Raw genomic sequence first — 24773 nt, forward strand, 5'->3', positions numbered from 1 at the left:
GGTTTATTTTCTTCATCCGGGGACCAGCTCAGCAGCAACCCTGCATCACCTTGCGCCCGCATAGGCGATTGACCCACTGGGCAATGATGTGGGCCGCGCAGCCGACCCCCGGCTCCACACGCACTGCTCCGGTTGGGCAATTGGTCTGGCACGCACCGCATTCCATGCAGCGATCAGCATCTATCACCTGGCCCTTTCCCTGGTCGAGAGCAAGTAGCTGGTGCGGACACACCACCACGCACCGGCCGCAACCAATACATGCCTGCTGATCAAGTTGCAGCGTCGCTGTCCTATCTATATACCTGAAATATTTCATTTGCCCACCTGGTGTTAGGCATGAACAAAGGGGCCGCCGACCCATAGGATGAGCGTAGCCAGCAAGCATAGCCCTTGAACGACCAGCCCTCTTTTCATCTCATATTCCACCCCGCTGGGAGAGGTAAACGGGGTGGAACCGGTAAAGTTCATTGCCAGATATGAGCAGACAGCCACCGACCACAGAACAACGGCTATAGCCTCCGACACGGACATTCCCCCTCCCATCATCCATACGCACCCGCTTCCGCTCATGACTGCCGGCACCAATCCTTTGACCCAGAATTGGCGCCCGGGAAGCCAGGGCAGCAGCAGCGGCACCACCACCGTACCGCTGAGAACAGCCGCCAGGGTGGCAACACTGAGGAGCAGTCCCCGCTCCCGGATCGCTGCCAGAGAAAAAATATCCGGGCCGATACCAGAGAGCACCAACCCGAGCAGGAGGATAAATACGAGCTGTTTGGCCACCAAATAGAGCTCCACCGGCACCAGGACCATTCGTTCCGCCAGGGAAAACGTCACCGTACGCATGGCCTCATCCGCCCGGCAACCGCCATCGAGAAAGGCGGGTAGATCACGTGAGCGTACCGGTCCGAAAACAACCTGAAATCCGCTTCGCTTGTGCACCTCTGCCCCATTGACGGACGGGGCGCCCAACTGCGGAACGATCAGCTGCTTCTCCTCCACCAGCCTCGAAACCTGGAATCGCTCAAGGCAGAAGAGGATCTCGGCGGTGGAAAAAGTTCCCTTACCGGCGGCACACCACACATTGACCCCTCTGGTATCAAGCACCAGAATCCAGGCAGAAACCCCAGCCAACCGGAACCGAAGCGCATCAAACGATAACTTGTAGTTAGCCGACACCAGTACCGGAGAACGGCTGGTTGGCGTTCCCACCGCATACACCCCAGGGGCAACGGTATAGGTATTGCGAATGGAGCCCAACCGTGCCAGGGCGGTCTGCCAGCGATCGCGAATCGAGGGAGTCGTCTCCACCCGGGGAACCGGGCCGGTGGCTGTTTCCAGAAAATCCTCTACAAACGGCTCAACCGTATACCCGGCCTGCTGATGAACCCCTGCCCGAGGTTCTTGCTTGGGGCCTCAGCAGGGAGCCTCTCCCTCCTGCCCTATTGGAAGGTGCTGTAGCTGCACCTGCTGCAATGTTGCTCTTCCTTCGGGCCTCTCCATTGGTTCTTCCTGTGGTTTTCATTGGTTCGTCCGCAGCCGCCTGCTCTTTAGGCACCGCATTTCGCGGACTTTTGAAGATAAACGATATATGGTGAAGACTCAACCCCTCATACAGATGAACAGCAAAGGGACAGGCAGTTAGTCCCCCCCCCAACTGCTGTGGGGAGTAAAGGGCCCCCATGCCGCTGTATGGACATCCATACAGGGGTGCATTACCCTTACCACTATATTCGAAATCATCGTGTACCTGCCTATTCTATCGGAGAAGCCAAAATACCACTGCCAAGGAAGAACTATGACCATCGCCTCGCATGCCCTCTTTCAGTCCGGCGAACTCCAGCAGCGCGCAAGCCAGGCCCACGATCTTTTAGGCCGCTGCAGCCTCTGCCCTAGAGACTGCCGGGTGAATCGACTCGAGGAACACACAGGACGCTGCCGGACCGGCAGCAAAGCCATGGTTGCCAGCTACGGTCCGCACTTCGGGGAGGAGCAGCCCCTGGTAGGCAGCAAGGGCTCGGGAACCATTTTTTTGGCAGGGTGCAGCCTGTTATGCTGTTTCTGTCAGAACTACGACATCAGCCATAGCACCGAAGGCAGCCTGCCGGTGGACGAGCAGGAGCTGGCCGCGATCATGCTTGAACTGCAGCAACAGGGGTGCCACAACATCAATCTGGTGACCCCAAGTCATGTGGTGCCGCAGATCCTGGCAGCAATGGTGCATGCCATAGAAGGGGGACTGCAGGTGCCGCTGGTCTACAATTCCAGCGGCTATGAAACCGTGGACACCCTGAACCTGCTCGACGGTGTGGTTGATATCTACATGCCTGACTTCAAATTCTGGGAACCGGCAACTGCCAGGCGGTGGGCCAAGGCTCCGGATTACCCTAAACGAGCCCGCCAGGCACTGACAACCATGCACCGGCAGGTCGGTGACCTCTGCCTGGACCGCCAGGGCCTAGCCACCAGTGGGTTGCTGGTTCGTCACCTGCTGATGCCGGGCACCGAAGCAGAAACCTCGGCCATTCTCGCCTTTATTGCCGAAAAAATATCGCGGAACACCTACGTCAACATCATGGATCAATACCGTCCCTGTGGCCGGATCGCCGACTTTCCCGAACTCGAAGATACCATTAGCCCGCAGCAGTACCGACAGGCCCTGACCCGTGCCAGGGAGGTGGGACTGCACCGGTTGGATCAGCGGGATCTTGACGGCCTGCTCAGGAATCTGATACTTCAGAAAAAATAGGCAATCACCGGTAAACCATGTGTTGACAGCACCTGTTCCATCTCGTATCATTACGGCTGGTTTACAGTGTAAAGACACCCATATCGTTTTACTGAGTATAGATTCTGAGAATGCATTCACAATACGTTGCAGGAGCGGCGGCGGCCAGGCCTATGGTTCACTGGCACCCGACCGCTTCCTGGTAATACAGTACAGCAGTCAACGCCATCTGGACCAACACTCCGGTCCATGGCGTCTTACCAGCCTGGACCAAAGCGGTTCAGGCTTTTTTTTTGCCTGGGTCGGAGCGGGCCGGACTACACAGGATCTGAACGACAACCGTCTGGAAGGAGTACCATAATGAGTGAAGAACAACCAATCAAGTTTGCCGACCGCATGGATCACCTGCCGCCCTACCTTTTCGGCATGATCAACAAAATTAAAATGGAAAAACGGTGGCGCGGCGAAGACGTCATCGATCTCGGCATGGGCAACCCGGTGGATCCGGCCCCGCAGCAGGTAACCGAAAAGCTCTGTAATGTGGCCATGGACCCCAAGACCCATCGCTACCCGGTAGCAGGGGGGATGAAGAACCTGAAACGGGAAATCGCCCTTTATTACAAGCGGAAATACAGGGTGGAACTCAATGGCGTGGATGATGTGATCTGCACCATCGGCTCTAAAGAAGGCATATCCCACCTCTGTCTCGCCCTGCTCGGCCCGGGAGACACGGTCCTGGTCCCTGCCCCCGCCTTCCCGATCCATGTCTATGCCGCGGTCATTGCCGGCGCCAATGTGCTGCGGATCTCACTCAGCTCCGAGGAAAAGTCGCTGGAGCAAATCAGCACCATGTGCCAGTCCCTCTATCCCGGCCCTAAACTGGTCATGCTCAACTATCCCCACAATCCCACCGGCACCCTTGCCAGCAAGGAGTTTTTTCAGGAAATTGTGGTGCTGGCCAAGAAGTACAAGTTCATGGTCATCAACGACTTTGCCTATGGCCGTATCACGTATGACGGGTATGTTGCGCCGAGTTTTCTTGAGGTCGAGGGTAGCACTGATGTGGGTGTGGAGTTCGGTTCTTTTTCCAAATCCTACAACATGGCCGGCTGGCGCCTGGGCTACTGTGTCGGCAATCGGCAGATGATCGACGGTCTTTCAAAAATCAAAGGCTACTATGACTACGGAATCTTTTCCGCCATTCAGATCGCCGGGATTGTGGCCATGCGGGATTGCGACGATACCATTGACGAACAGGTTGCCCAGTACCAGAATCGCCGGGACGTCATGTGCGAGGGGTTGACGCGTATGGGCTGGGAGGTGGATCCACCCAAGGCCGGTATGTTTCTGTGGGCCAAGATCCCGGAGCCGTATGCGCAGATGGGCTCTATCCGTTTTGCCATTGAGATGATGAACCGGGCCAATGTTGCCATTGCGCCGGGTGCCGGATTCGGGGAAGAGGGAGACGGGTATCTCCGGATGGCCCTGGTGGAAAATGAAAACCGCATCCGGCAGGCATTGAAGCAGATGCGGCGGGCACTCACGGAAATCGACCGGGAGATCGAGGCCGGCACCTTTCAGTGGGAGCAGAAATAATTAACCCATTCTCCACCGGGCAGGAGTCTGGGCTGTAATGGTGTGCTGTGGACAACCCGGTGCACCATAATACACACTGTGGTTCACTGGAGCGTTGAGTCCTGTGATCATCCCCAAACAACGACTGCCGCCGCCACTGGTGGAAAACCAGGTCCGTTTATTCAGTAATAGCGACGGTAAATGGCTGGTGTTCTCCTCACCGGTGGAGATCGTGGTGGCTCGCACCGCCAGCGAAGTGCTGCCGGCGCTGGCCACCATCGAGCACCTGGTTGAGGAACAAGGATACGCGGCAGCAGGCTGGGTCAGCTATGAAGCGGCCCCTGCCTTTGATGGCGCCCTCACCGTCCATCACGACGACTCGGGCTTTCCTCTGCTCTGGTTCGGTATTTACCCCGTCCCCCTTTATGAAGAACCGCCTGCGGTAGAAGAACTCCCGCCGCTGGACTGGCAGCCAACAGTCTCCAGGGAACAGTACATCCAGGCTGTCCGGGAAATCAAACGGTTGATAGCCGCCGGCGAGACCTACCAGGTCAACTATACCTTCCGCCGACGCGCCCGGCTGGCCCATGCGAACGCTGCAGGACTGCTCTCCCTGCTGGCACAGCAGCCGCCCTATTACGGCGGCTGCATCACCACCGACCAATGGATCATTGCCAGCGGTTCACCGGAACTGTTTTTCCGCCTCGATCAGGATCGGATCGTCTCCCGTCCCATGAAGGGGACCGCTCCCCGCGGACGATGGAGTGAGGAGGATGTACACCACCAGCGCCAGCTCCATCGTTCCCGTAAAAACCGGGCAGAAAACATCATGATCGTCGACATGGTCCGCAACGACCTCGGCCGCATGGCAACACGGTCCTCGGTCATTGTCCCCTCGCTCTTTACCGTCGAACAGTATCCGACCCTCCTGCAGATGACCTCTACAGTGGAAGCCAGAACCAGCGCCTCGTTGTCGGCCATTTTTCAGGCCCTATTTCCTCCAGCATCCATTACCGGGGCACCCAAGGCCACAACCATGGAGATCATTGCCCGGTTGGAGCGTCAGCCCAGACGGATTTATACCGGAACCATGGGATACCTTCTTCCCGGTCGTCAGGCACAGTTTGCCGTGGCGATCCGAACCCTGCTCTATGACAGGCAGCAGGAGGAAGTGGAATACGGAGTCGGCAGCGGTATTGTCTGGGACTCCGACCCGGAGGAAGAGTTCCGGGAGTGTCGGACCAAAACCAGAATCTGTGCACCCGGGTACCCGCCATTTGCTCTGCTGGAAACCCTGCTCTGGACCAACGCGGGGGGCTACCACCTCCTGGAAGAACACTGCCTGCGCCTGGAAGCCTCGGCCCGCTACTTTGCCTATCCGTTTGATCGGCCTGCCTTTTTCTGTCAGCTTGCTGATGCGGCAACAGGGTTCAGCGCCGATCGTTGCCGGGTACGAGTCACCCTGCAGGCCGACGGCACCCTTGACCTCATTCATCAACCGTTGGCCACGGTCGCCGCAACGGCCACGGTGGCGCTTGCCGCGGAACCGGTGAACACCGACGATATTTTCCTCTACCATAAAACAACCCACCGGGCGGTCTATGATCAGGCCAGGCACGCACTGCCGCAGGCGGACGACGTCCTCCTCTACAACGAACGGGGTGAGCTGACCGAATCCACCATTGCCAATATGCTCATGGAGATCAACGGCAGCCTCTATACACCACCGGTCCGTTGCGGACTGCTGGCCGGCACCGCCCGTGCCAGGCTCCTGGCCGAGGGAGTAATCCGGGAACGGGTGCTGCCGGTGTCGCTCTTGGAAAAGGGATGGCCCCTCTATTTGATCAATTCTGTTCGTGGCAGATACCGGGCGGTCATGGTATAAGGAGGGGCAACAATTCTTCCGTTCCTTCACCTGGCAGTGAAAAGCGTAAAGCCTCCCTGCCGCCATCCCATGGAGTACGCGCATGCACGGTGTCTTTCTTGACAGCGAAACTCTAGATGACCTTGACCTCTCTGCCTTACGCGGACTTTTTTCTACCTTTGAGGTGTTCCAGCAAACCGATCCCCAAGAGACCGGCAAGCGGATCCGCCAGGCCGATGTGGTGATTGTCAATAAGGTCAAACTTACTGAAGCACTGCTCGATGAAGCCCCCCGCCTCCAGCTGATCTGTCTGGTGGCCACCGGTACGGACAACGTGGCTTGCGAGGCAGCGAGAGCCCGCAATATCATAGTCTGCAACTGCCAGGCATATGGGACCGATTCGGTGGTGCAGCACGTGTTTGCCATGATCCTGGCCCTGCATACCAACCTGATCCCCTACAACGGGGCGGTACGCGCCGGAAAATGGCAGCAGGCCAGCCAATTCTGCCTGCTTGACTATCCCATCATGGAACTCAAGGGCAGGACTATCGGCATCATCGGTTACGGCAACCTGGGTAAAGGGGTTGCCCGCATTGCCGAGGCTTTCGGAATGAAGGTCCTCCTGGGTCAACGCCCGGGCACTAGCCAGCCAGGGCGGATTCCCCTCCGGGAACTCCTGCCCGGGGTTGATGTGCTGACCCTGCACTGCCCGCTCACCGACCAGACCCGCAACCTTATTGATGAAGCAGCACTTGAGTTGATGCAGCCAACCAGTTTTCTCGTCAATGCTGCCCGTGGCGGAATTGTCGAGGAAAACGCCCTTGCCCGGGCCCTGCGTCGCGGAACCATTGCCGGAGCCGCTACCGATGTCCTCACCACGGAGCCACCCGAGGCCACCAATCCTCTCCTGGCACCAGATATCCCCAACCTGATCATCACCCCTCACTGCGCGTGGGGCAGTATGCAGGCTAGGGAGCGCATCGTTTGCCAGACCGTGGAAAACATTGAAGCCTTTAGGAACGGCAGTGCGGTGCGCATTGTCAATTGATCCCCTGCACCTGGACACTGCAACTCCTATGGATAGTACGCACCCCTTGACCGACCTGCAGGAACTTGCCGCCCGTCTTCGCATTTTCGCCCGACAACGTGACTGGGAGCAGTACCACACGCCGAAAAACCTTGCTGCTGCCCTGAGCGTTGAGGCGGCAGAGCTGCTTGAACACTTTCAGTGGAAGACCCCGGAACAGAGTATGGACCTCGGTATGAGCGAGTTGCAGGAGGTTGCCCATGAAATGGCGGACGTGTTCATTTACCTGGTGCGGATGGCCGATTGCCTGGACATTGACCTGATGGCCGCGGCCACTGAAAAAATGGAACTCAACCGGAGCAAATACCCACCGCTGATGCACGCCCAGCCAGAGCACCCCGATGGATCTTGAACCAACCATGCACCGATGACCACACCAGCAGCAGCCCTTGATTTTTTTCTATCCCCGACCCGAGCGGCGACTATTGCCCCATTGGGCGGGGGAAAAATCAATGATACCTGGCTGATAGAGCTTGGTTCCGGAGGACGGCGAGTCCTGCAACGATTGCCGGCGACCGTATTCCCCGATGCAGGAGCAGTCATGCATAATATCCGCCTGGTAACGAAACACCTGCATGCGTGGGCACAGCAAAACTACTGCGACTATCGTTTTCTTGAGCTCTCTCTCACCAAAGACGGGCAGGATCATTTCCTTGATGCCCACCGAAATGGCTGGCGAATGTATCACCATATCGATCATGCGCAAACCCTGGAAGAGCTGCATTCGACGCCACAGGCCAGGGAGCTGGGATACATGCTGGGGTTGTTTCACCGGGTTATGACCGACGTTGACCACCGCCTCCTGCAGGAGGTGCTCCCTGATCTGCATAACTCCCAGAAGTATCTCGAGCAGTATGACAGGATCATTGCAAGGTGGACGCCCTCAGGCCGCCGAGAAACAGCCTGTGTGGAGGCTATCAAACGGTACCGTCAGCTGGCTGCCAACTTTGCCGCCGCCGGGGATGCGTTTACCTGCCAGGTCGTCCACGGCGATCCGAAAGTCTCCAACTTCCTGTTCACACAGCGCCTGGACAGGGTGATTTCGCTGATCGATCTGGATACGGTGCAGGCGGGCTTGCTACTGCACGATCTGGGCGACGGTCTTCGCTCATGCTGCAATCAGGCGGGTGAAGAACAGTGCGACCCGGCTTCCACCCACTTTTCCGTCCCTGCCTTTCGCTGGTTTCTGGAGGGATATGGACAGATCGCTGCACCCTTGCTTGGCGCAGCTGATCGACAGTGGTTGCCCATGGCACCATTGGTCATCAGTTTTGAGCTTGGGGTGCGCTTCTTCATCGACTACCTGAGCGGTAACCGTTATTTCAAAACCACCCGTAAAGGGCACAACCTGGACCGGGCGCTGGTACAATTTTCCCTGACCGACTCTATTGAGGCGCAGCAAGGGCCGTTGCAGGCAGCAGTTTCTGCCCTTTTTCCTATAACAGGAGATGAACGGGACTGACGTGGCGGGCGGGGATAATGCCGAGGGGAGAAGAAAAAAGCCCCCTGCGGCTGGAACTCACATCGCAGGGGGCAATACCGATTACTTGCAGCTGCCATTTTTCTTTGGATGGCAGCACGTTCCCCCCATTCCGCGAATATCGCTCTGGTGCTTGGCAATGGAAATAATTGTTTTTGCTCTTTTTTCCTGTTTTCCAGAGAGGTCTTTTTTCAACATTTTTTCCGCTTCTTCAACGATTGCCTTGAACGCTTTGTCGATTTTATCACTTGGTAGCATAGATTTAATTCCTGGTTGATTGGGTGGAATGGAATGCAGCTGACTGTACAGCCTTACAACGTATACAGGGTAAAAAGTAGGGTCCTCTGTGTAAAAAATCAAGGTGGTTCCTCGCCTGAGGATGATCGGCTGCATCGGCTACATGGCCGCCCAACAGCTGTACCAAGGCATCGCTGTGCCCTGGTCTAGCAAAAAAAAAAGCAACCACCTGAAGACAACAGCGGCTATGTTCTCGGATTGCTGCGAAGATCCAGATCCGCATGGTCGTTCGTCGTCTTTTGCCCCGGTAGTGGTGCCAGAGAGCAGGTGAGCAGGCTACCGGGACGACCTTGGACTCACCAACCGCTCTCTACCTCACGTTCAACGAGGGAAACAATAGCATAGCCTGCTGAACCATGGCCGTCTATTCCGCCAGAGGAGCTATACTTTCCGGTAGTATTGCGCTGGACACGGCTGTCCATACATGTATATGGCTTCAAGGTAGGCCAGTTTACGCGGGAGTTGAGCAGGGGTGCCCCGGGCAACGAGAAAGTGGGCCGGTTTGCCCACCGCAATCGCTCCCAGGGTTTGGTCCATGCCCAATAGCCGAGCATTGTTGGCTGTTGCACAGGCAATGGCCTCGACCAGCGACAGTCCGGCTTTCATAAGCAGCTTCAACTCGCTGACCATCGATTCTCCATGGAGCACACCGCTGGCCCCGGCACCGGTTCCGACAACCAGCTGTATCCCGGCTTCCCTGGCCTGAGAAACCCGTTGTAGCTGCAGCACAGAGGTGCTGCTATGGAGTCCAAGATCGGTGAAAACGGCATCCGATGGGACGCCGGTCTGCTCACTTGCGTTATGCGCCAGCAGCAATGGGGACCAAAACGGATAATCGTGGGCCATTGTCGCCTTGTCCCCTGCGGTTGCCGTCCAAAACTCCTGGGGGAGAGAGCAGACGGTTCCGGTGCGGATCTCCACCGGCGGCCCATTCTGGTGCTCCTGTTGTTCAGTACGAAAACGGTGGATCATCTCCTCCTGCTGACTGCAGTCCCTGACCGCAAAAATGCCATGACTGAAGGCATCATCCAGGTGCCGCTTTATGGCCACCTTCGCATCGCTGTATGTCTGCCGTTCCTGTTTTGCTCGCACCTGCCGGTCAATCGTGCCGGAAAAACAAAGATGGATGCAGCTGTCAATCAAGGGTGGAACCAACGTGCAATGGCTCAGATTGATGGTACGTTCTGGTTGCGCTCTCCCATTCCGCGTCGCCTGGTCCGCCAAGATACCATTCTCGACCGTCAGCAGGACATTTTCCCGAACCGGTCCACCTGATCCGTCAATCAACCAGCCTGCATGTATACCATGTTGCATGTGCATCATCTCCCGGTTGTGAGGGAGATACCCTCATAATGGTTGGTCTGCGGTGGCTCAACGTCGTCACGCATCCATGCTCTCTTGACAACGTAGGCAACATTCCCTCACAGTCAAGCCACACGGCTTGTCCCTCGATCCTTTTCCTGCCTCCGTGTTGCCTCTCCACCTTAAAACCCTGAGCGAAACCGGATCGAATCAGTGAAAGTCGTTGCAATTGCTCTGTCACCCTGTTACACCCTGAGAGCTATCAATGGAATAACGGCTTGTTATTTCACGTTGCACATCCTTTTTGCGGGCTCTACGTTTCACCTACACCTGGAACGAACGGTAAGCCATCAGCCTGATATCCGGTAATCGGTTATCACCCTCTCTGAGGATTCTCTGCGACAGAGACACTATTTCAGGACTCCCCTCCTGCCGGCAGACATCCGGTAAAGGACCCCTTATTTCCATCACGAGGAGAAAAACATGACACAGGCCAAAAGCGGTGATAGCGTAACCATTCATTATACCGGTACCCTTACGGACGGGACCGTCTTTGACTCATCGGAGGGCCGCGAGCCCCTGCCCTTCACTATTGGCAGCGGCCAGGTGATCCCCGGCTTTGAGGAGGCGGTCGTCGGCATGGCCGTTGGCGAATCAAAAACCGTGACCATTCCCTGCGACAAGGCCTATGGCCCCCGTAATGAGCAGATGGTAATTAACGTACCTGTGGCGCAGGTTCCCGAGGATATCACCCCGGAAATAGGCATGCAGCTCCAGCTGATGAATGAACAAAATCAACCGGTGGTTGTCCGGGTGGTGGAAATAACCGATGAGCATATCGCTCTTGACGCCAACCCGCCGCTTGCAGGCAAAGACCTCACCTTCGACATTCAACTGGTTTCCGTTACCGCCGGTTGACGTTAGCCCGTCGATGCTTTGCAGGCAGACGGTTGTGCACCACCCTGACACCGTCTGCCTGCTCTTTTCCTTTACAGCTGCTCCACCATCCCCTCCGTACACTCCCTGTTTGCCGCCACCTTCACCAACAGGGGACAAAACCGGCTTCATGCACCTTGCTATAACAGAGCATAGGACATATTTTATTACAAATTATCCCTCACCCATCCTCTAACTTCATGGAGAACACTATGTCCGGACAGATCTTTTATCGGGAACGCATGAAAGTCAAAGAAGGGAGCAAAACACCGCGTTTTCGTATTATTGCCGTCAGTGGAGTTGATTTGAAGATTTACGGCAACCACCTCCGCAAAAAAGAGTTGCAGCAAATTGCCAAGGCCACTAAATCCGAACTGATTGAACTTGAAAGAGACAAGAACCGTAAATAAACAGCTCAACAGTCAGCAGCAGGAGAGGACACTATGGCATTGGTGCGCGAGAAGGACGGCAAAAGGCTGCATGTAGAAAGTCCCTTGATGGGGGAAAGTCTGGTCAGCAAGGAGTTTATCGACAACCTGGATATCGCCCCCCAGGAAAAACTTTACCCGGATGTGAAGATTGTAAAAATCGGCGGCCAATCCATCTGTGACAGGGGAGCGCATGCGCTTCCCGCCATCTTAAAGGAAATCGTCGCCAACCGCGTCGATCATAAGATGCTGGTCACCACCGGCGGCGGCACCAGGAGTCGACACATCTACACCATCGGGCTGGAGATGGGAATGCCCACCGGTGTTATTGCCAAATTCGGCAGTATGATCTCCGAGCAGAACGCCCTGATGGTGGCAACCCTTCTCTCGCCCTGGGGCGGAGTGAAAATATCCCATTCAGATATCGTCAAACTCCCGGCCTATTTTGCCGAGGGTATTATTCCGGTCATGCATGGGATGCCCCCCTATGATTACTTTGCAATCAAGCCGCAGGTGGGCAGAATACCCATTCATCGCACCGATGTGGGCTTGGTGATTCTCGCCGACTTGATCGGCTCGGAGACCGTGCTCTTTATCAAGGATGAGAATGGCCTCTACACCGATGACCCGAAAAAGCACCCTGATGCCGAGTTTATCCCGGAAATCGGCGCTCAGGACCTCATGGATAGAAACCAGGACGATCTGGTCATCGAGCGACCCTGTCTTGAAGTGATACAGAATTCAGAGGTTATTGAAAAGGTGCAGGTCATCAATGGTATGGTTCCTGGTAACATCACCCGCGCCCTGAACGGAGAACACGTCGGCACCTTTATCTACAAACAATAGGGACTTTTCCCTTTCTGCTGCCACGCTCCACGCCACCGAATCCTGTTTCTTTCGGTGGCGCGGGGGCAAACCGTCCACTGACATGTGACACTCAACAGGCAGTTCGTTCCCGCTTGCCACTCCATTTATATATCAACCCCCTCACCCCGCACGTATGACCCCTTCGCCATATACCCTGATTGCAGAGTCCAACGAGTGCCATGCCCGCGTTGGAGAAGTTGCGACCCTGCACGGAACCATCAAGACACCGGTCTTTATGCCGGTGGGTACCCAGGCCTCGGTCAAAGCCGTTACCCCGGAAAACCTGCAGAAGCTCGGGGCCCAGATTATCCTCGGCAATACCTACCATCTCTTTATCCGCCCCGGTCATGAGCTGATCCGACGGTTTGGCGGCCTGCACCAGTTCATGCACTGGTCCGGCCCCATACTCACCGACTCCGGCGGATTCCAGATCTTCAGTCTGCAGGAGCTGGCAAAGATCACCGAAGAGGGCGCCACTTTCAGGTCCCACCTGGATGGAAAAAAACTCTTTCTCAGCCCTGAGGATGCGGTCCATGTGCAGGAGGCCCTTGGCTCAGACATCATGATGGCCCTGGATACCTGCATTCCCTACCCGGCCACCAGGGAACAGGCCGCCGCCGCTACCGCGCTGACAGCTCGTTGGGCCAGAAGGTGCCGCGACGCGCAATCGGCAACAGGACAACATCTGTTCGGCATCATTCAGGGCGGCATGTACCCTGATATGCGAAGGGAAGCCATTGAACAGCTGGTGGAAATCGGTTTTCCTGGCTACGCCTTGGGCGGATTGTCGGTTGGAGAACCCAAAGAGCTCATGTACGAATTGCTCGAGGCCACGGTCAGCTATATGCCCGCTGCGCATCCCAAATACCTCATGGGAGTCGGTACCCCTGAGGATCTGGTTGAAGGGGTGTACCACGGTGTCGACATGTTTGATTGTGTCATGCCGACCCGTAATGCCCGCAATGGAATGCTCTTTACTTCGCAGGGGAGACTTGTTATAAAAAATGCCTGTTATCGGGATGACCCTAGACCAGTGGATGAAGCCTGCACTTGCTATACCTGCCGGCACTACTCCAGGGCCTATCTGAGGCATCTCTTTCAATGCCGTGAAATACTTGCCTATCAGTTAAACAGTATCCATAATCTATACTACTACTGTTCCCTGATGGCAGAGATGCGAGACGCCATTGCCGACGACGCATTCCTGGCCTTTCGCACCCGATTCTATGAACAGCGGGATATGTCCGCACCCTATTGACCCATTTCTTTTTTTTTGGAGGTTTTTCCCATGACCGGAATTGCATACGCAGAGGGCGCTGCCCCCATGGCCGGAGGTGCCGGCGGTATTGCCTCATTCATACCGCTTATTCTTATTTTTGTTGTCTTCTATTTTCTGCTCATTCGTCCGCAGCAGAAAAAGGCCAAGGAACATCAACAGTACCTGAAGAACCTGAAAAAAGGTGACAAAGTCATCACCGGCGGCGGCATTCACGGCCAGATCACCGGCTTGACCGATACGGTGGTCACCATGGAGATCGCAGAAAACGTGCGGATCAAGGTGAACCGCGCCTCCATCATGGGCAGTGCTGTAGATGCTGAGAAGCAAGCTGCACCGGCCAAAGGCGGTGGTTGAGGCATTGGAGGCAAGTGCTGATTTTCATCGGGTATGAAAATTTCTGATTTCCTCACGCCCTGAACAGGACAAGCGGCTCCAGGAGCTTCTCCTGAGCCGCTTTTTTGCAGTACCATCCCTATTCCGTGGAAAACCTGGTTTATCGAGGAAGCACCGGTTGCCACCCGGTCGAAGTATCAGACGACGGCCCGCTCCGCAACCTGCGGTTCGGGACCGAAGAACGACAAAGCTGTATCCACCTGAAAAACCTCCATGTCCTCCAGCTGGCATATACCAGGTGGATGATGACTGCCCTGCTGCTTCACCCTGAACCAAGCCGCTTCCTCCTCTGTGGCCTCGGCGGAGGAGCCATCGCCCACTTTCTCCACCACCACCACCCCGATGCCCAGCTGGATATCATTGAAAAGGAAGAAAAAATTATTCACGTTGCCAAGACCTTTTTCCTTCTTCCCGTCACCACACGCCTCCACGTATATCCGCTTGATGTGGTCGATTTTCTCTGCCATCCGCCTCACCAGGAACCGTACCAGGTGGTGTTTATCGATATTTTCGGACCGCGCTCCATGGCCGCTCCACTCTTTGCACCGGACTTTTACCGCAGCATGCGCACCCGACTCTCCCAGGACGGCATAATCGCTGTCAACCTGTGGAACGGTGACAGGCAACTCTACTCCCAGGCTACCCAGGCTCTACGTCAAGGCTGCAACAACCAGGTCCTTGAGATGGCTGTTAAAAAAAGAAGCAACGCCATTCTGCTAGCCTTTGCCGGCGAGATCCCCAAAAAGCGGATACGCAAGGCCCGCAAGCAGCTTGCATTGCACCAGCAGCGGTATAACCTGCCCTTTCATCGCTACCTGAAAAGGATGCGCAGGGCCAATAAATTAACGCTCTTTGCTTGAAACCATAGGTGGATAACAGGCGAAACACCCCTGCGACAATCCCTGTTCGGCAAGCCTGTGCTGGAGCATCGCACTTAGCTCGCCGGTCAGCACCTGCCAGCGGGGAGCCACCAGCAGGGACGGATGGGCAGTGGACCACAGCCGGTGCAGGGTGACGTCTGCCGGTATGACAGGAAGGAGCTGAAGCAGCACGTCCATGTACTCTTGCAAAGTAAACACCCGGACCTCTCCTTTCCGGTACATGGTGTGCAAAGGCGTCCCCCTGATTACCTGGAGGTGGTGCAGCTTGAGGGCATCGATCCCCAGCCGGCAGACCAAACGGATGGACTCGATCATGTCACCCGTTGATTCCCCGGGTATGCCCAAGATCAGATGCACACCCACAGAGAGATGGGCATGGCGCCTGATCCGTTCCAGGGCCGTATGAAAGTCTTCCAGCGAATGGTTGCGGTTCAGCAGACCGAGACTGCGTGCATGGATGGACTGCAGCCCCAGCTCCAGCAGGCACTCTTTTTCCCTGCTTTGCACCAGGCGGGCAAGCCGGGTAAGCAAAGGTTCGGACAGGTAATCGGGACGAGTGGAGAGGATCAGGCCGCAGCAGGAAGGATCATCCAAAACGGAACTGAGCAGGGGAAGGAGCTTGTGCGAAGCGAGAGCGGTAACCGTTTCCTGCTGAAAGTAGCCGAAGTATCGTCGAAACCGCCCTTTCAGCAGTTGCTGTTTTCCTTTGGCGATCTGGACGTCAATCGAATCTTCGGCACACAGGTAATGGGGGGTGAAGCTTGCCGGTCGGCAGAAGATACAGCCCCCTTGCCGTCGGTTGGGGCAGGAAAGTCCAACATCCAGAGGCAGCTTTCCGACTGCGGCTCCGTAACGTTGCCGGCAATGATGACTGAATGTGCGTACAAGCGGTTGCCCCATGGGTGGCGGAGGCGAATCAGTCCTTCTCCTGTTCGAGAATATCGATGATATCCTCCTGATTGGGAATCAGACAGAGGAAGGTAAAGGGCTCTGTCCCCTTGTTTCTGTAATAGTGAGGAACCCCGCTGGGTATCAGCACCACATCATCTTTTTCCACTTCAAACAACTCACCACCGAGGCTCACTTCCGCACACCCCTGTAAAACGTACTGCTCATGCTCCACCGAATTGGTGTGCAACGGCATGAATCCACCGGGCTCTATACTGAATATCCGCATGGCAAAATGAGGTCCTTCTGCAGGGCTGATCAGCATCTGCCGGGATACGCCCCGGCCTACTGCCACGGGCTCAACAGCAATATCGCGCAGCTTCTTAACAAACATTTTCCTGGTCTCCCTGTACTACCTTGTAATAGCGATCACCGGCACAGCCTCGACACAGTGTTTTTTCTTCTCGTACCACCTCCCGGCAATCCTGAACCCAGTCGCCGCAAGCGTCGCACTGCACCCGGCGTATCGGTCTTCCTGGGAGGTCGCACTCATCCAGCACAACCTCCACATCCTGAAAGGTGAACAGTTCATGCAGCGGCATGATCCTATAGGCCTCAAGCTGTCGCTGGTATTTATCGGTAAGGTGGGCAACATACTTCTTCGAAAGTTCCCGGGACTCCTCACGGGCAGTAACCCGCACGGCCTGACCGGTCTCGAGATTGACAAAGGTTGCGGCCATCACGCCATGGTCAATCCAACGCATGGATCGTTTTCCCAGGCTGCAGCCGGTGACCGACTGAATGGCATCGGTTGCGCAACGGTCTATTTCCACCAACACATAGGTCTTTTTTCGATCTTTTCCTTTGGGATCATCGATTCCGATCCGCTCGAGTCCGGCAACGGCCATGCGTACCCCGATCACCTGACCGGCGCAGATGTGGCCATGCACCCTGGTCGAGACCTCCAGCAGCTCTTCAAAAGATTCCATCATACCAACCCTTCACCCGCAAACAGGTGCCCTGCAATATTTTCTGTGCGCTGCAACAATGGATGGGATTGTACTCCTGCAGCGGCATGCTGTCAATTCAAGGCTGCTCGATGATCGGGAATGGAAAGCGGCTGCCATTTTGCCACCATGCTGAACAGGTCCTTACAGAATCCGCAGTGCTCGCACCGCCCGTCGCACAGGGAGAGCATATTGGCAAAATCAAAGGAAAGTGCACTGTTATCTATATGGAGCCGATCGGCCAGCCAATTGGTCGTATCAAGCAGGTCGAGCAGATTACCGTCATACCGTCGTTGCAGGTATGCGTTGACTGCACGCTTGAGAAAGACCGGCCCCAGGGTACGGCCACACAATTTGATTGTGTCGATATGGAAGAAATAGAGGTCAGCATCCTCAGGACGGATAAACGGAGAGAGCAGGATACGATGCGGTTCCCGGTCAAAGATATCCATACAGCCGCCCTTCTCCTGAAACCCGAAATTGCATTGACGACCATGGATATTGGCCAGTGCTATGTACGAATCGTGCGCCAGCTTGTAGGGACAGTGGGGAAGACACCCCTCATTGGCAAGGACCGCTATACGCAGCTGTGGAAAATGGGTATGGGTTTTCAGGGCGACATCGGCCAGGCGATCAAGGTCTCTGTTCAAACACCGATCCAGAACGATCTTCTTCGGCTGCTGAAAACCGGTCAAATCGATATAGGCAAGCTGGGCATCGATCTTGGCGAAATCATCCAGCATGAAATTAACACCGGGTACAGCCTCCAGGGAGGCGGCAATATCAGGGGCGTATCGGGCGAGGGCTTCGAGCAGGTAGTGGTCGCAATAAATGACTCCATCCAGCAGATCACGTTCCAGGAGTTCTTCCAGGGCCTCGACTATAGTGCGGAGAGTGTTGTTGCCTGCCAGCAGCGCAGGGGAATAGAAGCGACTGTTCATCAGAGCATACTTTCTCACCCCTGGCAGCCTTTCAAGCTGTGTGACGGCCGCCTCACTGCCTCGCTGCCCATTGAGGAGTATACGGCTGTCCAGATGCATTTCCGGCAGAAGGGTGAAGTGGACACAGTCAAGGTCGTCCACATGGGTTGCCAGCAGATCGACATAGTCTGCGTCCGGAAGAAAAGGAACATCAAATAGCGGGTTCATTGCGGCGATATATATTTTCTGAAAATACTGTTGATTTGCGAATCATTGAGTGCAGGTTCTGTGTGCAGTTGAATACGGTTGCCCGGATTGGCCCGATCAATCTCCTCTCCGTTTCGATCGATCATTTTCCGCACCTGCACTTCAACCGGGGCAATAGTGCCCGGTTGGAGGTATTCCACCCAGTCATCGCGCTGGAGTACATTCCTGGTTTCAATGCACAGGGGATGAGTCGAGCGTACAATGCCCACCGGGGCATATCCCTGCGCTACACGCATTGTATCATAAAGCATATCTGCAGATGAAGGGTGACCGTCAAAAAAGTTTTCCGAATGCCCTCTCGTGCCTATCTTCTTCATTTCCTTAGCAAATACAGCAGGCAACCGAAGTTCTTCCAGCTCTGCGCCCAAAAAAAGTTGTTCCTCGATCCAGTCAAGGGCCGTCCGATAAAGCCGGACAACGCTGCCCACATAGCCCATGGATTTCATGCGCCCTTCAATTTTGAGCGAGTCGGCACCGGTTGCCAAGAGTTGCGGCAGTCGCTGCAGCAGGCAGAGGTCCCGGGCATTAAAAATGTAGGTACCGCGATGATCCTCTTCAACCGGATAATACTCTCCCGGGCGCTTTTCCTCGACTAAGCGGTAACTGTAGCGACACGGATGGGCACAGTCTCCCTGGTTGGCATCCCTGCCGGTCAGATAACTGCTCAGCATGCAGCGGCCGGAATAGGATATGCAAACCGCACCGTGGACAAAGAGTTCGATTTCCGCTGTCGTTTCCTGACGTATCGCCCTGATTTCCCTGTACCCCAACTCCCTGGCGAGATTTATACGCTTCACCCCTTGTCTGCTCCAGAATGCGGCGCTTCTGCCGTTGGTGACGTTGGCCTGGGTGGAAAGGTGCACGGGGAGGGTGGGCGTCAGCTGTAGTGCGAGGTCCAACACCCCGGGATCGGCCACAATAAGGCCGTCTGCTCCAAGATGCTCCAGATTATGCAGGTAGGTGGGTAGATCGGAAAAATCCTTGTTGTGGGCAAAGATATTGACAGTAACATAGACTTTGACCCCATGCCGGTGGGCATATTCTATCCCCTGGGCAAGGGTATCCATGTCAAAGTTAGCGGCACGGGCCCGCAGACTGAACTGTTGACCACCGAGGTATACCGCATCCGCCCCGTAATGGACAGCTGTGACCAACTTTTCAAAACTGCCTGCAGGGGCCAGCAATTCCGGTATTATCTGTTGCTTCTTGCTTCGCATGCTCATTTCCGGCTCATGATGATTAAGCTTTCCGACTGCCGTTCCTTGTGTCAGGAAAAAACCAACAGGCGGAAATAGTGGAAGAAAAACGAACTCCTGCCATTATCAAATTGACCTGAATCGCAACTTACTCTACAGTTTAAAGATCAAAGAGAAGGTGGTGCTGCATCCCCTCATTGCTCACGATGTATCGATATTGAGAATCCGCTCATATTGACGACTCCGTCCTGCCGCTGAGGGGCAGCTCCGCTCCCAGGCTGATGACAGCAATGGTGTATACCCGTTTATCAGGAGGGTGTTATGTTAAAAAAAAGCTACTCAAAAACCGGTAAGGTTTGCCGGGTTACCTTTAAATATGAAAACGAGGAAAAAGCGGAGAGTGCGGTCGTTGCAGGGGAATTCAACGATTGGTCATCGGACGCGACCCCGATGAAAAAACTCAAGAACGGCAGCTTTTCGGTTACCCTTTCTCTCGCTGCTGGGGAGACCTATCTGTTTCGTTATGTTCTTGATGGTAATGTATGGGTCAATGACCATCAGGCAGACGGTTACGCTCCCAATGAATATGGAGAGGAAAACAGCATCGTCCGGGTATAGACAATCGTTGTTTTCCTCCCAGTCCCGCATTGTAACAAACGGTTTCGGCAGCCCGAGCTACCACACCCTTGCTGTACGTTGTTGGCGCTGTAGGTTATCAGGGTGCTGCCGGCCGTTTTCTTTCTAGAACCAGTGGCCTACTCCTGCGGCGATATAATCGTTTTTCAGATCCACATACCGTTTCCATGAGGCGTGGAACTCCTGCACCTGGGCATCGGTTATTTCCCGCACCGCCTTTGCTGGTGATCCCAGGATGAGAGAGCGTGGCGGAAACACCTTGCCGCCAGTAACAACAGCCCCGGCCCCAACGATGGATTCGCGGCCGATCACCGCGCCATCAAGGAGAATGGCTCCCATCCCGATCAGACAGAGATCCTCCACCGTACAGCCATGAAGAATCACATGATGCCCGACCGTGACCTCGCTGCCGATGATAGCCGGATGTCCCTCAGCCAATGCATGCTCCCCGCTTTCTGCGCCGGTGGTGTGGATCATGCAGTTATCCTGAATATTGGTCCTCGCGCCGATCTTGATGCTGTGCACATCCCCGCGGGCAATGGTATTGAACCACAGGGAGGCATCCTCGCCCAACTCAACATCGCCGATAAAGGTGGCATTGGGTGCCACCCAGGCCCCCTTGCCGGTCTTGGGCTCAAATTCCTTATAGGGTAAAATCATTGTTTTCCTCCTGTACAAAGGTGGGCATGTGCAGGTCAGCCTGCGGACAGACCTGCCATCATCTGGGGAATCTGTTCTATTTTGTCTTGATCGTCCGCGCCAAAGGTATCGACGAGTGTACCGCCATACATGACGCCGATTCGATCCGACAAGGTCAGGGCCTCGGAAAGATCTCCGGTAATCAACAGGATCCCTGCCTGCTCCCTGGCCTTCATCAGCAGGTTCCAGACATCTTCGGCCGCTGCAATATCCAGCCCCTGCGTCGGCTGCTCGGCAACGATTAACTTTGGACGGCGATAAAATTCCCTGGCAAGTACCATTTTCTGCAGGTTTCCGCCGGAAAGCTGCCATGCCAGCGCCTGCATATCCGGCGGACGAATGTCAAAATCTGCAATCAGACGTTCAACACTGGCTGCGGCCTGCTGCTTCATCAGCCACGGCCCTCTGACGAACCCACCCCTGGTGGTCAACAGGAAGTTTTCCAGCAAGTTCAGTCCCGGACAGGTGGCCAGCCCCTGCCGATCTTCAGGGATATAGCTGAGGGTCTGCTCCCAGTTTTGCCGGGAAAAAAATTTCTTCCATTCCAGACCAAGAAGACGCACACTCCCACGTTTGGGCCGTGTCAGTCCACAAATGGTCTCCACCAGGGCTTTTTGCCCATTGCCGGCAACCCCGACAATACCAAGGACCTCACCCTGCCGGACCGCAAAGTTCGCATGTTGCAAGCCCTTCCCCTGGAGGTCGGTGACCTTGAGCACGATCTGGCGTGGCTCCATCGGCTCTTTATCCACATCAAGCAGCACCGCGCGGCCAACCATTCGTCTGGCCAGCTCTGCCGTGGAATGCACGGCACTTGAGGGAAGCTGATCAATCACCCTGCCGCGTTTAAGAATGGCAATATCATCCGCAAGGGAAAGGACCTCTTCCAGTTTGTGACTGATAAAGACAATCGCTTTGCCCATTTCCACCATCTGACGCATGGTGGCAAACAGAGCTTCGGATTCCTTGGGAGTCAATACAGCGGTCGGTTCATCAAAGATAAGAATGGAACTTTTGCGGTGCAAGAGCTTGAGGATTTCTACCTGCTGTTTTTCACCCATGGACAGATCGGCGATCAATGCCTCCGGCTCGACCGCCATGCCATAAGTCGTCGCCAACTGCCGCACCTCGGCATTCATATTCCGGTGGCGTAGCCAGGTTCCATCCGTCACCCCGAGAAATACATTTTCGGCAACGGTCATGGCTTCCACCAGCTTAAAATGCTGATACACCATGCCGATACCACTCTGGATGGCTTTTTCGGTGGTGGTGAAGGCCACCGGGTCACCGTTGTGCTGAATCGTACCGCTATCCGGCTGCAATTGACCGGCAAGAATGGACATCAGGGTCGATTTCCCGGCCCCGTTTTCTCCTAACAGCGCAAGAATCCGTCCGGAATGAATATCAAGGGTGATGTCCTGATTGGCCTGTACGATCCCAAAGGACTTGCTTATTCCTTCTAGCCGAATGACCGGCACCTCTGGTGCTGCTCCCACTATCCTTACCTACCGGAGGCGAGTGGTTGGACAAATTGCGACTCGGAGTCCCAGGGAAAGAGAATCCACGTATCCTGGCTGACCTCCGTGATGAAGGTGTCCACCAGTGGTCGACCGGCCGGCTTGGCATAGACGGTTGCAAAGTGCGCCTTGGGTACCATTTTTTTCACCAACTGGGCTGTCCTCCCGGTGTCCACCAAATCGTCTACCAGCAGCCAGCCCGCCCCATCGTCGCTACCGGCAAAATTCTTGAGCACTTCGGCTTCCCCTTTCTTGTCTTTCCAGTCATAGCTGGAAATACAGATGGTATCGACCAGGTGAATATCCAGCTCCCGGGCAATAATAGCTGCCGGGACTAAACCACCGCGGGTGATGGCGATGATGCCTTTAAAAAAATCATCACTCAACAGACGCCAGGCTAGCGCCTTGGAATCGCGGTGGAGTTGCTCCCAGGAAATGGGATAGGTTTTTTTATACGGAGTATTCTGTTCCATGTTCATCTTCCTCAGACAACGCGTGCATCAAAGAGTTGTTCACGACCGTTCAATCACTTGGTTCAACATTAATCCCCAGCGCCGCCGGCTGGTGGTTTTTCCCCTGACGCCATGACGACAGGACCAGCACCAGGACGGTCAGCCCATAGGGAAGCATCAGCAGCAACGACGATGGCAGCTGGGTGCCGGTCGCCTGCATACGCAGCTGCAGCGCCATGATCCCCCCAAAGAGGTAGGCGCCAAACACGGCCCTCCCCGGACGCCAAAAGGCAAAGATGACCAGAGCCACCGCTATCCAGCCGCGACCGGCAGTCAGGTTATTGGTCCAGAGGTGGGTGTAGGCAAGCGACAGATAGGCACCGCCGAGCCCCATAAAAAAGCCGCCGCCAAGGATGCCCAGCCACCGATAACCGACCACATTGAGCCCCGCCGCTGCCGCTGCCGCAGGAAACTCCCCGACTGCCCGCAAGCCGAGCCCGTAGCGGGTGTTGTTAAACAGCACCCAGAGCACGACGGGAATGGCGTAGGATATATATACCAACGGATCGTGCCGGAAGAGAATTGGGCCGATAACCGGCAGTTCAGCGAGGAAAGGGAGAGGAACCTGCCCGAACCCCGGTGCGGAAAGGCCGACAAAGGAGGTGCCGAAATAGTTGGCAAAACCAGTGCCGAGAATAGTCAACGCCAGGCCGGAAACCACCTGGTTGCCCTGGAACAGCAGGCAGACAACGCCATGGAGCGAAGAGGTGAAACTCCCTGCAAAACCGGCCGCGATAAAGGCCAGCCACGGGCTGCCGGTGAAATGAGCAACCAGAAACCCTGTAAGGCTACCGACGATCATGATGCCTTCAACCCCAAGGTTAAGCACACCCGACTTTTCGGTAATCATTTCCCCCAGAGTGGCATACAGAATAGGGGTGCCGGCGACAATGGTGGCGGCCAGCATGGGAATCATCATCTCCAGGGTCATTGCTTTCTCACCGGTACCATCTGGTAATGGATAAAAAAACCGCTGGCCAGCACCGTCATCAGGATCAACCCCTCAATCATGCCGCCGAACGCGGCAGGTACCTGCAGGTCGAGCTGCAGGCTTTCAACCCCGACCCGCAAACCGGCAAGTAAAAATGAGGTAATGGCGATATTCAGGGGGTTGAGGCGGGCGAGCCAGGCGACGACAATGGCGGTGTATCCGTAGCCGACCATTATCGAAGGCTGAAGACGGTTAATAGTGGCAGAGGCTTCCAGAAAACCTGCCCAACCGGCAAGTGCGCCACTGAGCACCATAACCAGCACTACCAATGCATCGTATGGTATACCCGCATAGCGTGCAGCGCGAACGCTGTCTCCGCTGGCTTTTAATTCAAATCCAATACGGGTAAAGGAAAAAAACACCCAGAAGAGCACGCCCAGTATGAGGCAATGAAAGATACCGCCATTCACCCCGCTGCTTCCCAGCTTGCCGACAATGGCCTGTTCGGAAAAAACAGGGGTCATGGGAAAACCAAAGCTGGTCGGATCCTTCCAGGTTCCATAGACCAGGTACTCGAGCAGAAGAATGGCGATATAGTTCATCATCAGGGTGACGATGATCTCATTGGTTCCCAGCCGCTGACGTAGCAGGGCTGGAATCATTGCCCATGCGCCTCCCGCTGCGCAGGACATGGCGATCATCAGGGGCAGGAGAAACGGTTTGGGCAACTCGGGAAAGGTCAAAGCTGCCCAGGTAGCACCGATTGCACCCAGAGCGAACTGTCCCTCAGCACCGATGTTCCAGATCTGCAGACGAAAGGCTATGGCCACCCCGAGAGAACAGAGAAAGATGGGGATGGCCTTGATCAGGCTGTCTTCAAGCGCCCACTGCGAGCCAAAGGCCCCTTTAAACAGCGTCACGATTCCCTCAAGCGGCGGGGTTCCGCGCATAGCCAGCATCAGGGCGCTGAGGAGCAGCGACAGGCAGATGGCGGTAAAAAAAATAAGACAGGAACGCCAGCCAAGGCGTTCCTGTCTTTTGGTTATCCTGAATCGCTGCATGAACGATGGTACGGTTAAGCTG

27 protein-coding genes are annotated in these 24773 nt (G+C 55.5%); 13 read left to right on the forward strand and 14 right to left on the reverse strand.

All coding sequences use genetic code 11. The annotated features are described in order from the left end of the window. Window positions 1–28: 28 nt before the first annotated feature. Entirely contained in the window at window positions 29–316 is a 288-nt protein-coding gene (gene hgcB / locus ACZ52Z_RS14175) for a mercury methylation ferredoxin HgcB (RefSeq protein WP_464267427.1), read from the reverse strand. 14 nt (window positions 317–330) lie between these two features. Continuing rightward, window positions 331–1503, reverse strand: coding sequence for a mercury methylation corrinoid protein HgcA (hgcA, locus tag ACZ52Z_RS14180; protein ID WP_464267428.1), 1173 nt, complete (start codon window positions 1501–1503; stop codon window positions 331–333). A 295-nt stretch (window positions 1504–1798) separates the two neighbouring features. On the opposite strand from hgcA, the gene ACZ52Z_RS14185 reads away from it, so the two are divergent. From ACZ52Z_RS14185 to ACZ52Z_RS14210, 6 genes are all read left to right on the forward strand, one after another. Then, the gene (locus tag ACZ52Z_RS14185; protein ID WP_464267429.1) at window positions 1799–2749 is read left to right on the forward strand and encodes a radical SAM protein; all 951 of its coding nucleotides are present in this window, start codon (window positions 1799–1801) and stop codon (window positions 2747–2749) included. A gap of 339 nt (window positions 2750–3088) precedes the next feature. Continuing rightward, window positions 3089–4324 carry an aminotransferase class I/II-fold pyridoxal phosphate-dependent enzyme gene (locus tag ACZ52Z_RS14190; RefSeq protein ID WP_464267430.1) on the forward strand — a complete coding sequence of 412 codons (1236 nt, stop codon included), beginning with the start codon at window positions 3089–3091 and terminating at the stop codon, window positions 4322–4324. A 103-nt stretch (window positions 4325–4427) separates the two neighbouring features. Continuing rightward, the gene (locus tag ACZ52Z_RS14195; protein WP_464267431.1) at window positions 4428–6188 is read left to right on the forward strand and encodes a chorismate-binding protein; all 1761 of its coding nucleotides are present in this window, start codon (window positions 4428–4430) and stop codon (window positions 6186–6188) included. 82 nt (window positions 6189–6270) lie between these two features. After that, window positions 6271–7215: a 2-hydroxyacid dehydrogenase gene (locus ACZ52Z_RS14200; protein WP_464267432.1), complete on the forward strand. Its 945-nt coding sequence runs from the start codon at window positions 6271–6273 to the stop codon at window positions 7213–7215. A gap of 28 nt (window positions 7216–7243) precedes the next feature. Further along, window positions 7244–7606, forward strand: coding sequence for a nucleotide pyrophosphohydrolase (locus ACZ52Z_RS14205; protein WP_464267433.1), 363 nt, complete (start codon window positions 7244–7246; stop codon window positions 7604–7606). A gap of 15 nt (window positions 7607–7621) precedes the next feature. Beyond that, window positions 7622–8716, forward strand: a complete 1095-nt coding sequence (locus ACZ52Z_RS14210; protein WP_464267434.1) for a phosphotransferase enzyme family protein — start codon at window positions 7622–7624, stop codon at window positions 8714–8716. Window positions 8717–8797: 81 nt separating this feature from the next. Here the strand turns inward: ACZ52Z_RS14210 and ACZ52Z_RS14215 are convergent, their stop codons facing one another. Together ACZ52Z_RS14215 and ACZ52Z_RS14220 are read right to left on the reverse strand one after the other, a co-directional pair. Then, entirely contained in the window at window positions 8798–8992 is a 195-nt protein-coding gene (locus tag ACZ52Z_RS14215; protein WP_464267435.1) for a hypothetical protein, read from the reverse strand. A gap of 420 nt (window positions 8993–9412) precedes the next feature. After that, window positions 9413–10345, reverse strand: a complete 933-nt coding sequence (locus tag ACZ52Z_RS14220; RefSeq protein WP_464267436.1) for an amidohydrolase family protein — start codon at window positions 10343–10345, stop codon at window positions 9413–9415. A gap of 471 nt (window positions 10346–10816) precedes the next feature. On the opposite strand from ACZ52Z_RS14220, the gene ACZ52Z_RS14225 reads away from it, so the two are divergent. The 6 genes from ACZ52Z_RS14225 (at window position 10817) to ACZ52Z_RS14250 (ending at window position 15096) form a co-directional block, all read left to right on the forward strand. Further along, window positions 10817–11251 (forward strand): FKBP-type peptidyl-prolyl cis-trans isomerase, encoded by a 435-nt coding sequence (locus ACZ52Z_RS14225; RefSeq protein WP_464267437.1) that lies wholly within the window; start codon window positions 10817–10819, stop codon window positions 11249–11251. A 230-nt stretch (window positions 11252–11481) separates the two neighbouring features. Next, window positions 11482–11679, forward strand: a complete 198-nt coding sequence (locus ACZ52Z_RS14230) for a hypothetical protein (RefSeq protein WP_464267438.1) — start codon at window positions 11482–11484, stop codon at window positions 11677–11679. 33 nt (window positions 11680–11712) lie between these two features. Next, window positions 11713–12543 carry an amino acid kinase family protein gene (locus ACZ52Z_RS14235; RefSeq protein WP_464267439.1) on the forward strand — a complete coding sequence of 277 codons (831 nt, stop codon included), beginning with the start codon at window positions 11713–11715 and terminating at the stop codon, window positions 12541–12543. 154 nt (window positions 12544–12697) lie between these two features. Further along, entirely contained in the window at window positions 12698–13822 is a 1125-nt protein-coding gene (gene tgt, locus ACZ52Z_RS14240) for a tRNA guanosine(34) transglycosylase Tgt (RefSeq protein WP_464267440.1), read from the forward strand. Between the two features lie 30 nt (window positions 13823–13852). Then, a complete protein-coding gene (yajC, locus tag ACZ52Z_RS14245) occupies window positions 13853–14197 on the forward strand; it encodes a preprotein translocase subunit YajC (protein ID WP_464267441.1) in 345 nt (114 codons plus the stop codon). Between the two features lie 104 nt (window positions 14198–14301). Further along, window positions 14302–15096 (forward strand): spermine/spermidine synthase domain-containing protein, encoded by a 795-nt coding sequence (locus ACZ52Z_RS14250; protein WP_464267442.1) that lies wholly within the window; start codon window positions 14302–14304, stop codon window positions 15094–15096. Here the strand turns inward: ACZ52Z_RS14250 and mnmL are convergent. From mnmL to ACZ52Z_RS14275, 5 genes are all read right to left on the reverse strand, one after another. Next, the gene (gene mnmL, locus ACZ52Z_RS14255) at window positions 15079–16017 is read right to left on the reverse strand and encodes a tRNA modification radical SAM protein MnmL/YtqA (protein WP_464267443.1); all 939 of its coding nucleotides are present in this window, start codon (window positions 16015–16017) and stop codon (window positions 15079–15081) included. The two genes, ACZ52Z_RS14250 and mnmL, sit on opposite strands and share 18 nt — an antisense overlap. A 16-nt stretch (window positions 16018–16033) precedes the next feature. Further along, window positions 16034–16399, reverse strand: a complete 366-nt coding sequence (locus ACZ52Z_RS14260; RefSeq protein ID WP_464267444.1) for a cupin domain-containing protein — start codon at window positions 16397–16399, stop codon at window positions 16034–16036. Next, window positions 16389–16997 (reverse strand): FmdE family protein, encoded by a 609-nt coding sequence (locus tag ACZ52Z_RS14265; protein WP_464267445.1) that lies wholly within the window; start codon window positions 16995–16997, stop codon window positions 16389–16391. The genes ACZ52Z_RS14260 and ACZ52Z_RS14265 overlap by 11 nt, the downstream gene beginning before the upstream one ends. An 89-nt stretch (window positions 16998–17086) precedes the next feature. Next, entirely contained in the window at window positions 17087–18160 is a 1074-nt protein-coding gene (locus ACZ52Z_RS14270; protein WP_464267446.1) for a hypothetical protein, read from the reverse strand. Then, window positions 18157–19422 (reverse strand): peptidase U32 family protein, encoded by a 1266-nt coding sequence (locus tag ACZ52Z_RS14275; RefSeq protein ID WP_464267447.1) that lies wholly within the window; start codon window positions 19420–19422, stop codon window positions 18157–18159. The genes ACZ52Z_RS14270 and ACZ52Z_RS14275 overlap by 4 nt, the downstream gene beginning before the upstream one ends. A gap of 294 nt (window positions 19423–19716) precedes the next feature. Between ACZ52Z_RS14275 and ACZ52Z_RS14280 the strand changes: the two genes are divergently transcribed. Beyond that, window positions 19717–20013 (forward strand): isoamylase early set domain-containing protein, encoded by a 297-nt coding sequence (locus ACZ52Z_RS14280; protein ID WP_464267448.1) that lies wholly within the window; start codon window positions 19717–19719, stop codon window positions 20011–20013. 123 nt (window positions 20014–20136) lie between these two features. Here the strand turns inward: ACZ52Z_RS14280 and ACZ52Z_RS14285 are convergent, their stop codons facing one another. Genes ACZ52Z_RS14285 through ACZ52Z_RS14305 form a run of 5 tightly spaced genes read right to left on the reverse strand, consistent with a single transcriptional unit; the run spans window position 20137 to window position 24751 of the window. Next, on the reverse strand, window positions 20137–20691 hold the full coding sequence (locus ACZ52Z_RS14285) for a gamma carbonic anhydrase family protein (protein WP_464267449.1): 555 nt from the start codon (window positions 20689–20691) through the stop codon (window positions 20137–20139). A gap of 35 nt (window positions 20692–20726) precedes the next feature. After that, complete coding sequence (locus ACZ52Z_RS14290; protein WP_464267450.1) at window positions 20727–22226, reverse strand: ABC transporter ATP-binding protein; 1500 nt, start codon at window positions 22224–22226, stop codon at window positions 20727–20729. A 5-nt stretch (window positions 22227–22231) separates the two neighbouring features. Next, the gene (gene gpt / locus ACZ52Z_RS14295) at window positions 22232–22720 is read right to left on the reverse strand and encodes a xanthine phosphoribosyltransferase (protein ID WP_464267451.1); all 489 of its coding nucleotides are present in this window, start codon (window positions 22718–22720) and stop codon (window positions 22232–22234) included. 49 nt (window positions 22721–22769) lie between these two features. After that, window positions 22770–23690 (reverse strand): ABC transporter permease, encoded by a 921-nt coding sequence (locus tag ACZ52Z_RS14300; RefSeq protein ID WP_464267452.1) that lies wholly within the window; start codon window positions 23688–23690, stop codon window positions 22770–22772. After that, on the reverse strand, window positions 23687–24751 hold the full coding sequence (locus ACZ52Z_RS14305) for an ABC transporter permease (RefSeq protein WP_464267453.1): 1065 nt from the start codon (window positions 24749–24751) through the stop codon (window positions 23687–23689). Before ACZ52Z_RS14305 ends, ACZ52Z_RS14300 begins: the two co-directional genes overlap by 4 nt. Window positions 24752–24773 lie beyond the last annotated feature (22 nt).

This window comes from Desulfogranum aggregans (genome assembly GCF_055398265.1).

Excerpts from the sequence above, each read along its gene's own strand:
- hgcB (WP_464267427.1), bottom strand. The coding sequence starts at position 316 with ATGAAATATTTCAGGTATATAGATAGGACAGCGACGCTGCAACTTGAT.
- ACZ52Z_RS14185 (WP_464267429.1), top strand. The coding sequence starts at position 1,799 with ATGACCATCGCCTCGCATGCCCTCTTTCAGTCCGGCGAACTCCAGCAG.
- ACZ52Z_RS14190 (WP_464267430.1), top strand. The coding sequence starts at position 3,089 with ATGAGTGAAGAACAACCAATCAAGTTTGCCGACCGCATGGATCACCTG.
- ACZ52Z_RS14200 (WP_464267432.1), top strand. The coding sequence starts at position 6,271 with ATGCACGGTGTCTTTCTTGACAGCGAAACTCTAGATGACCTTGACCTC.
- ACZ52Z_RS14205 (WP_464267433.1), top strand. The coding sequence starts at position 7,244 with ATGGATAGTACGCACCCCTTGACCGACCTGCAGGAACTTGCCGCCCGT.
- ACZ52Z_RS14210 (WP_464267434.1), top strand. The coding sequence starts at position 7,622 with ATGACCACACCAGCAGCAGCCCTTGATTTTTTTCTATCCCCGACCCGA.
- ACZ52Z_RS14215 (WP_464267435.1), bottom strand. The coding sequence starts at position 8,992 with ATGCTACCAAGTGATAAAATCGACAAAGCGTTCAAGGCAATCGTTGAA.
- ACZ52Z_RS14220 (WP_464267436.1), bottom strand. The coding sequence starts at position 10,345 with ATGCAACATGGTATACATGCAGGCTGGTTGATTGACGGATCAGGTGGA.
- ACZ52Z_RS14225 (WP_464267437.1), top strand. The coding sequence starts at position 10,817 with ATGACACAGGCCAAAAGCGGTGATAGCGTAACCATTCATTATACCGGT.
- ACZ52Z_RS14230 (WP_464267438.1), top strand. The coding sequence starts at position 11,482 with ATGTCCGGACAGATCTTTTATCGGGAACGCATGAAAGTCAAAGAAGGG.
- ACZ52Z_RS14235 (WP_464267439.1), top strand. The coding sequence starts at position 11,713 with ATGGCATTGGTGCGCGAGAAGGACGGCAAAAGGCTGCATGTAGAAAGT.
- tgt (WP_464267440.1), top strand. The coding sequence starts at position 12,698 with ATGACCCCTTCGCCATATACCCTGATTGCAGAGTCCAACGAGTGCCAT.
- yajC (WP_464267441.1), top strand. The coding sequence starts at position 13,853 with ATGACCGGAATTGCATACGCAGAGGGCGCTGCCCCCATGGCCGGAGGT.
- mnmL (WP_464267443.1), bottom strand. The coding sequence starts at position 16,017 with ATGGGGCAACCGCTTGTACGCACATTCAGTCATCATTGCCGGCAACGT.
- ACZ52Z_RS14260 (WP_464267444.1), bottom strand. The coding sequence starts at position 16,399 with ATGTTTGTTAAGAAGCTGCGCGATATTGCTGTTGAGCCCGTGGCAGTA.
- ACZ52Z_RS14265 (WP_464267445.1), bottom strand. The coding sequence starts at position 16,997 with ATGATGGAATCTTTTGAAGAGCTGCTGGAGGTCTCGACCAGGGTGCAT.
- ACZ52Z_RS14270 (WP_464267446.1), bottom strand. The coding sequence starts at position 18,160 with ATGAACCCGCTATTTGATGTTCCTTTTCTTCCGGACGCAGACTATGTC.
- ACZ52Z_RS14275 (WP_464267447.1), bottom strand. The coding sequence starts at position 19,422 with ATGAGCATGCGAAGCAAGAAGCAACAGATAATACCGGAATTGCTGGCC.
- ACZ52Z_RS14280 (WP_464267448.1), top strand. The coding sequence starts at position 19,717 with ATGTTAAAAAAAAGCTACTCAAAAACCGGTAAGGTTTGCCGGGTTACC.
- ACZ52Z_RS14285 (WP_464267449.1), bottom strand. The coding sequence starts at position 20,691 with ATGATTTTACCCTATAAGGAATTTGAGCCCAAGACCGGCAAGGGGGCC.
- gpt (WP_464267451.1), bottom strand. The coding sequence starts at position 22,720 with ATGGAACAGAATACTCCGTATAAAAAAACCTATCCCATTTCCTGGGAG.
- ACZ52Z_RS14300 (WP_464267452.1), bottom strand. The coding sequence starts at position 23,690 with ATGACCCTGGAGATGATGATTCCCATGCTGGCCGCCACCATTGTCGCC.
- ACZ52Z_RS14305 (WP_464267453.1), bottom strand. The coding sequence starts at position 24,751 with ATGCAGCGATTCAGGATAACCAAAAGACAGGAACGCCTTGGCTGGCGT.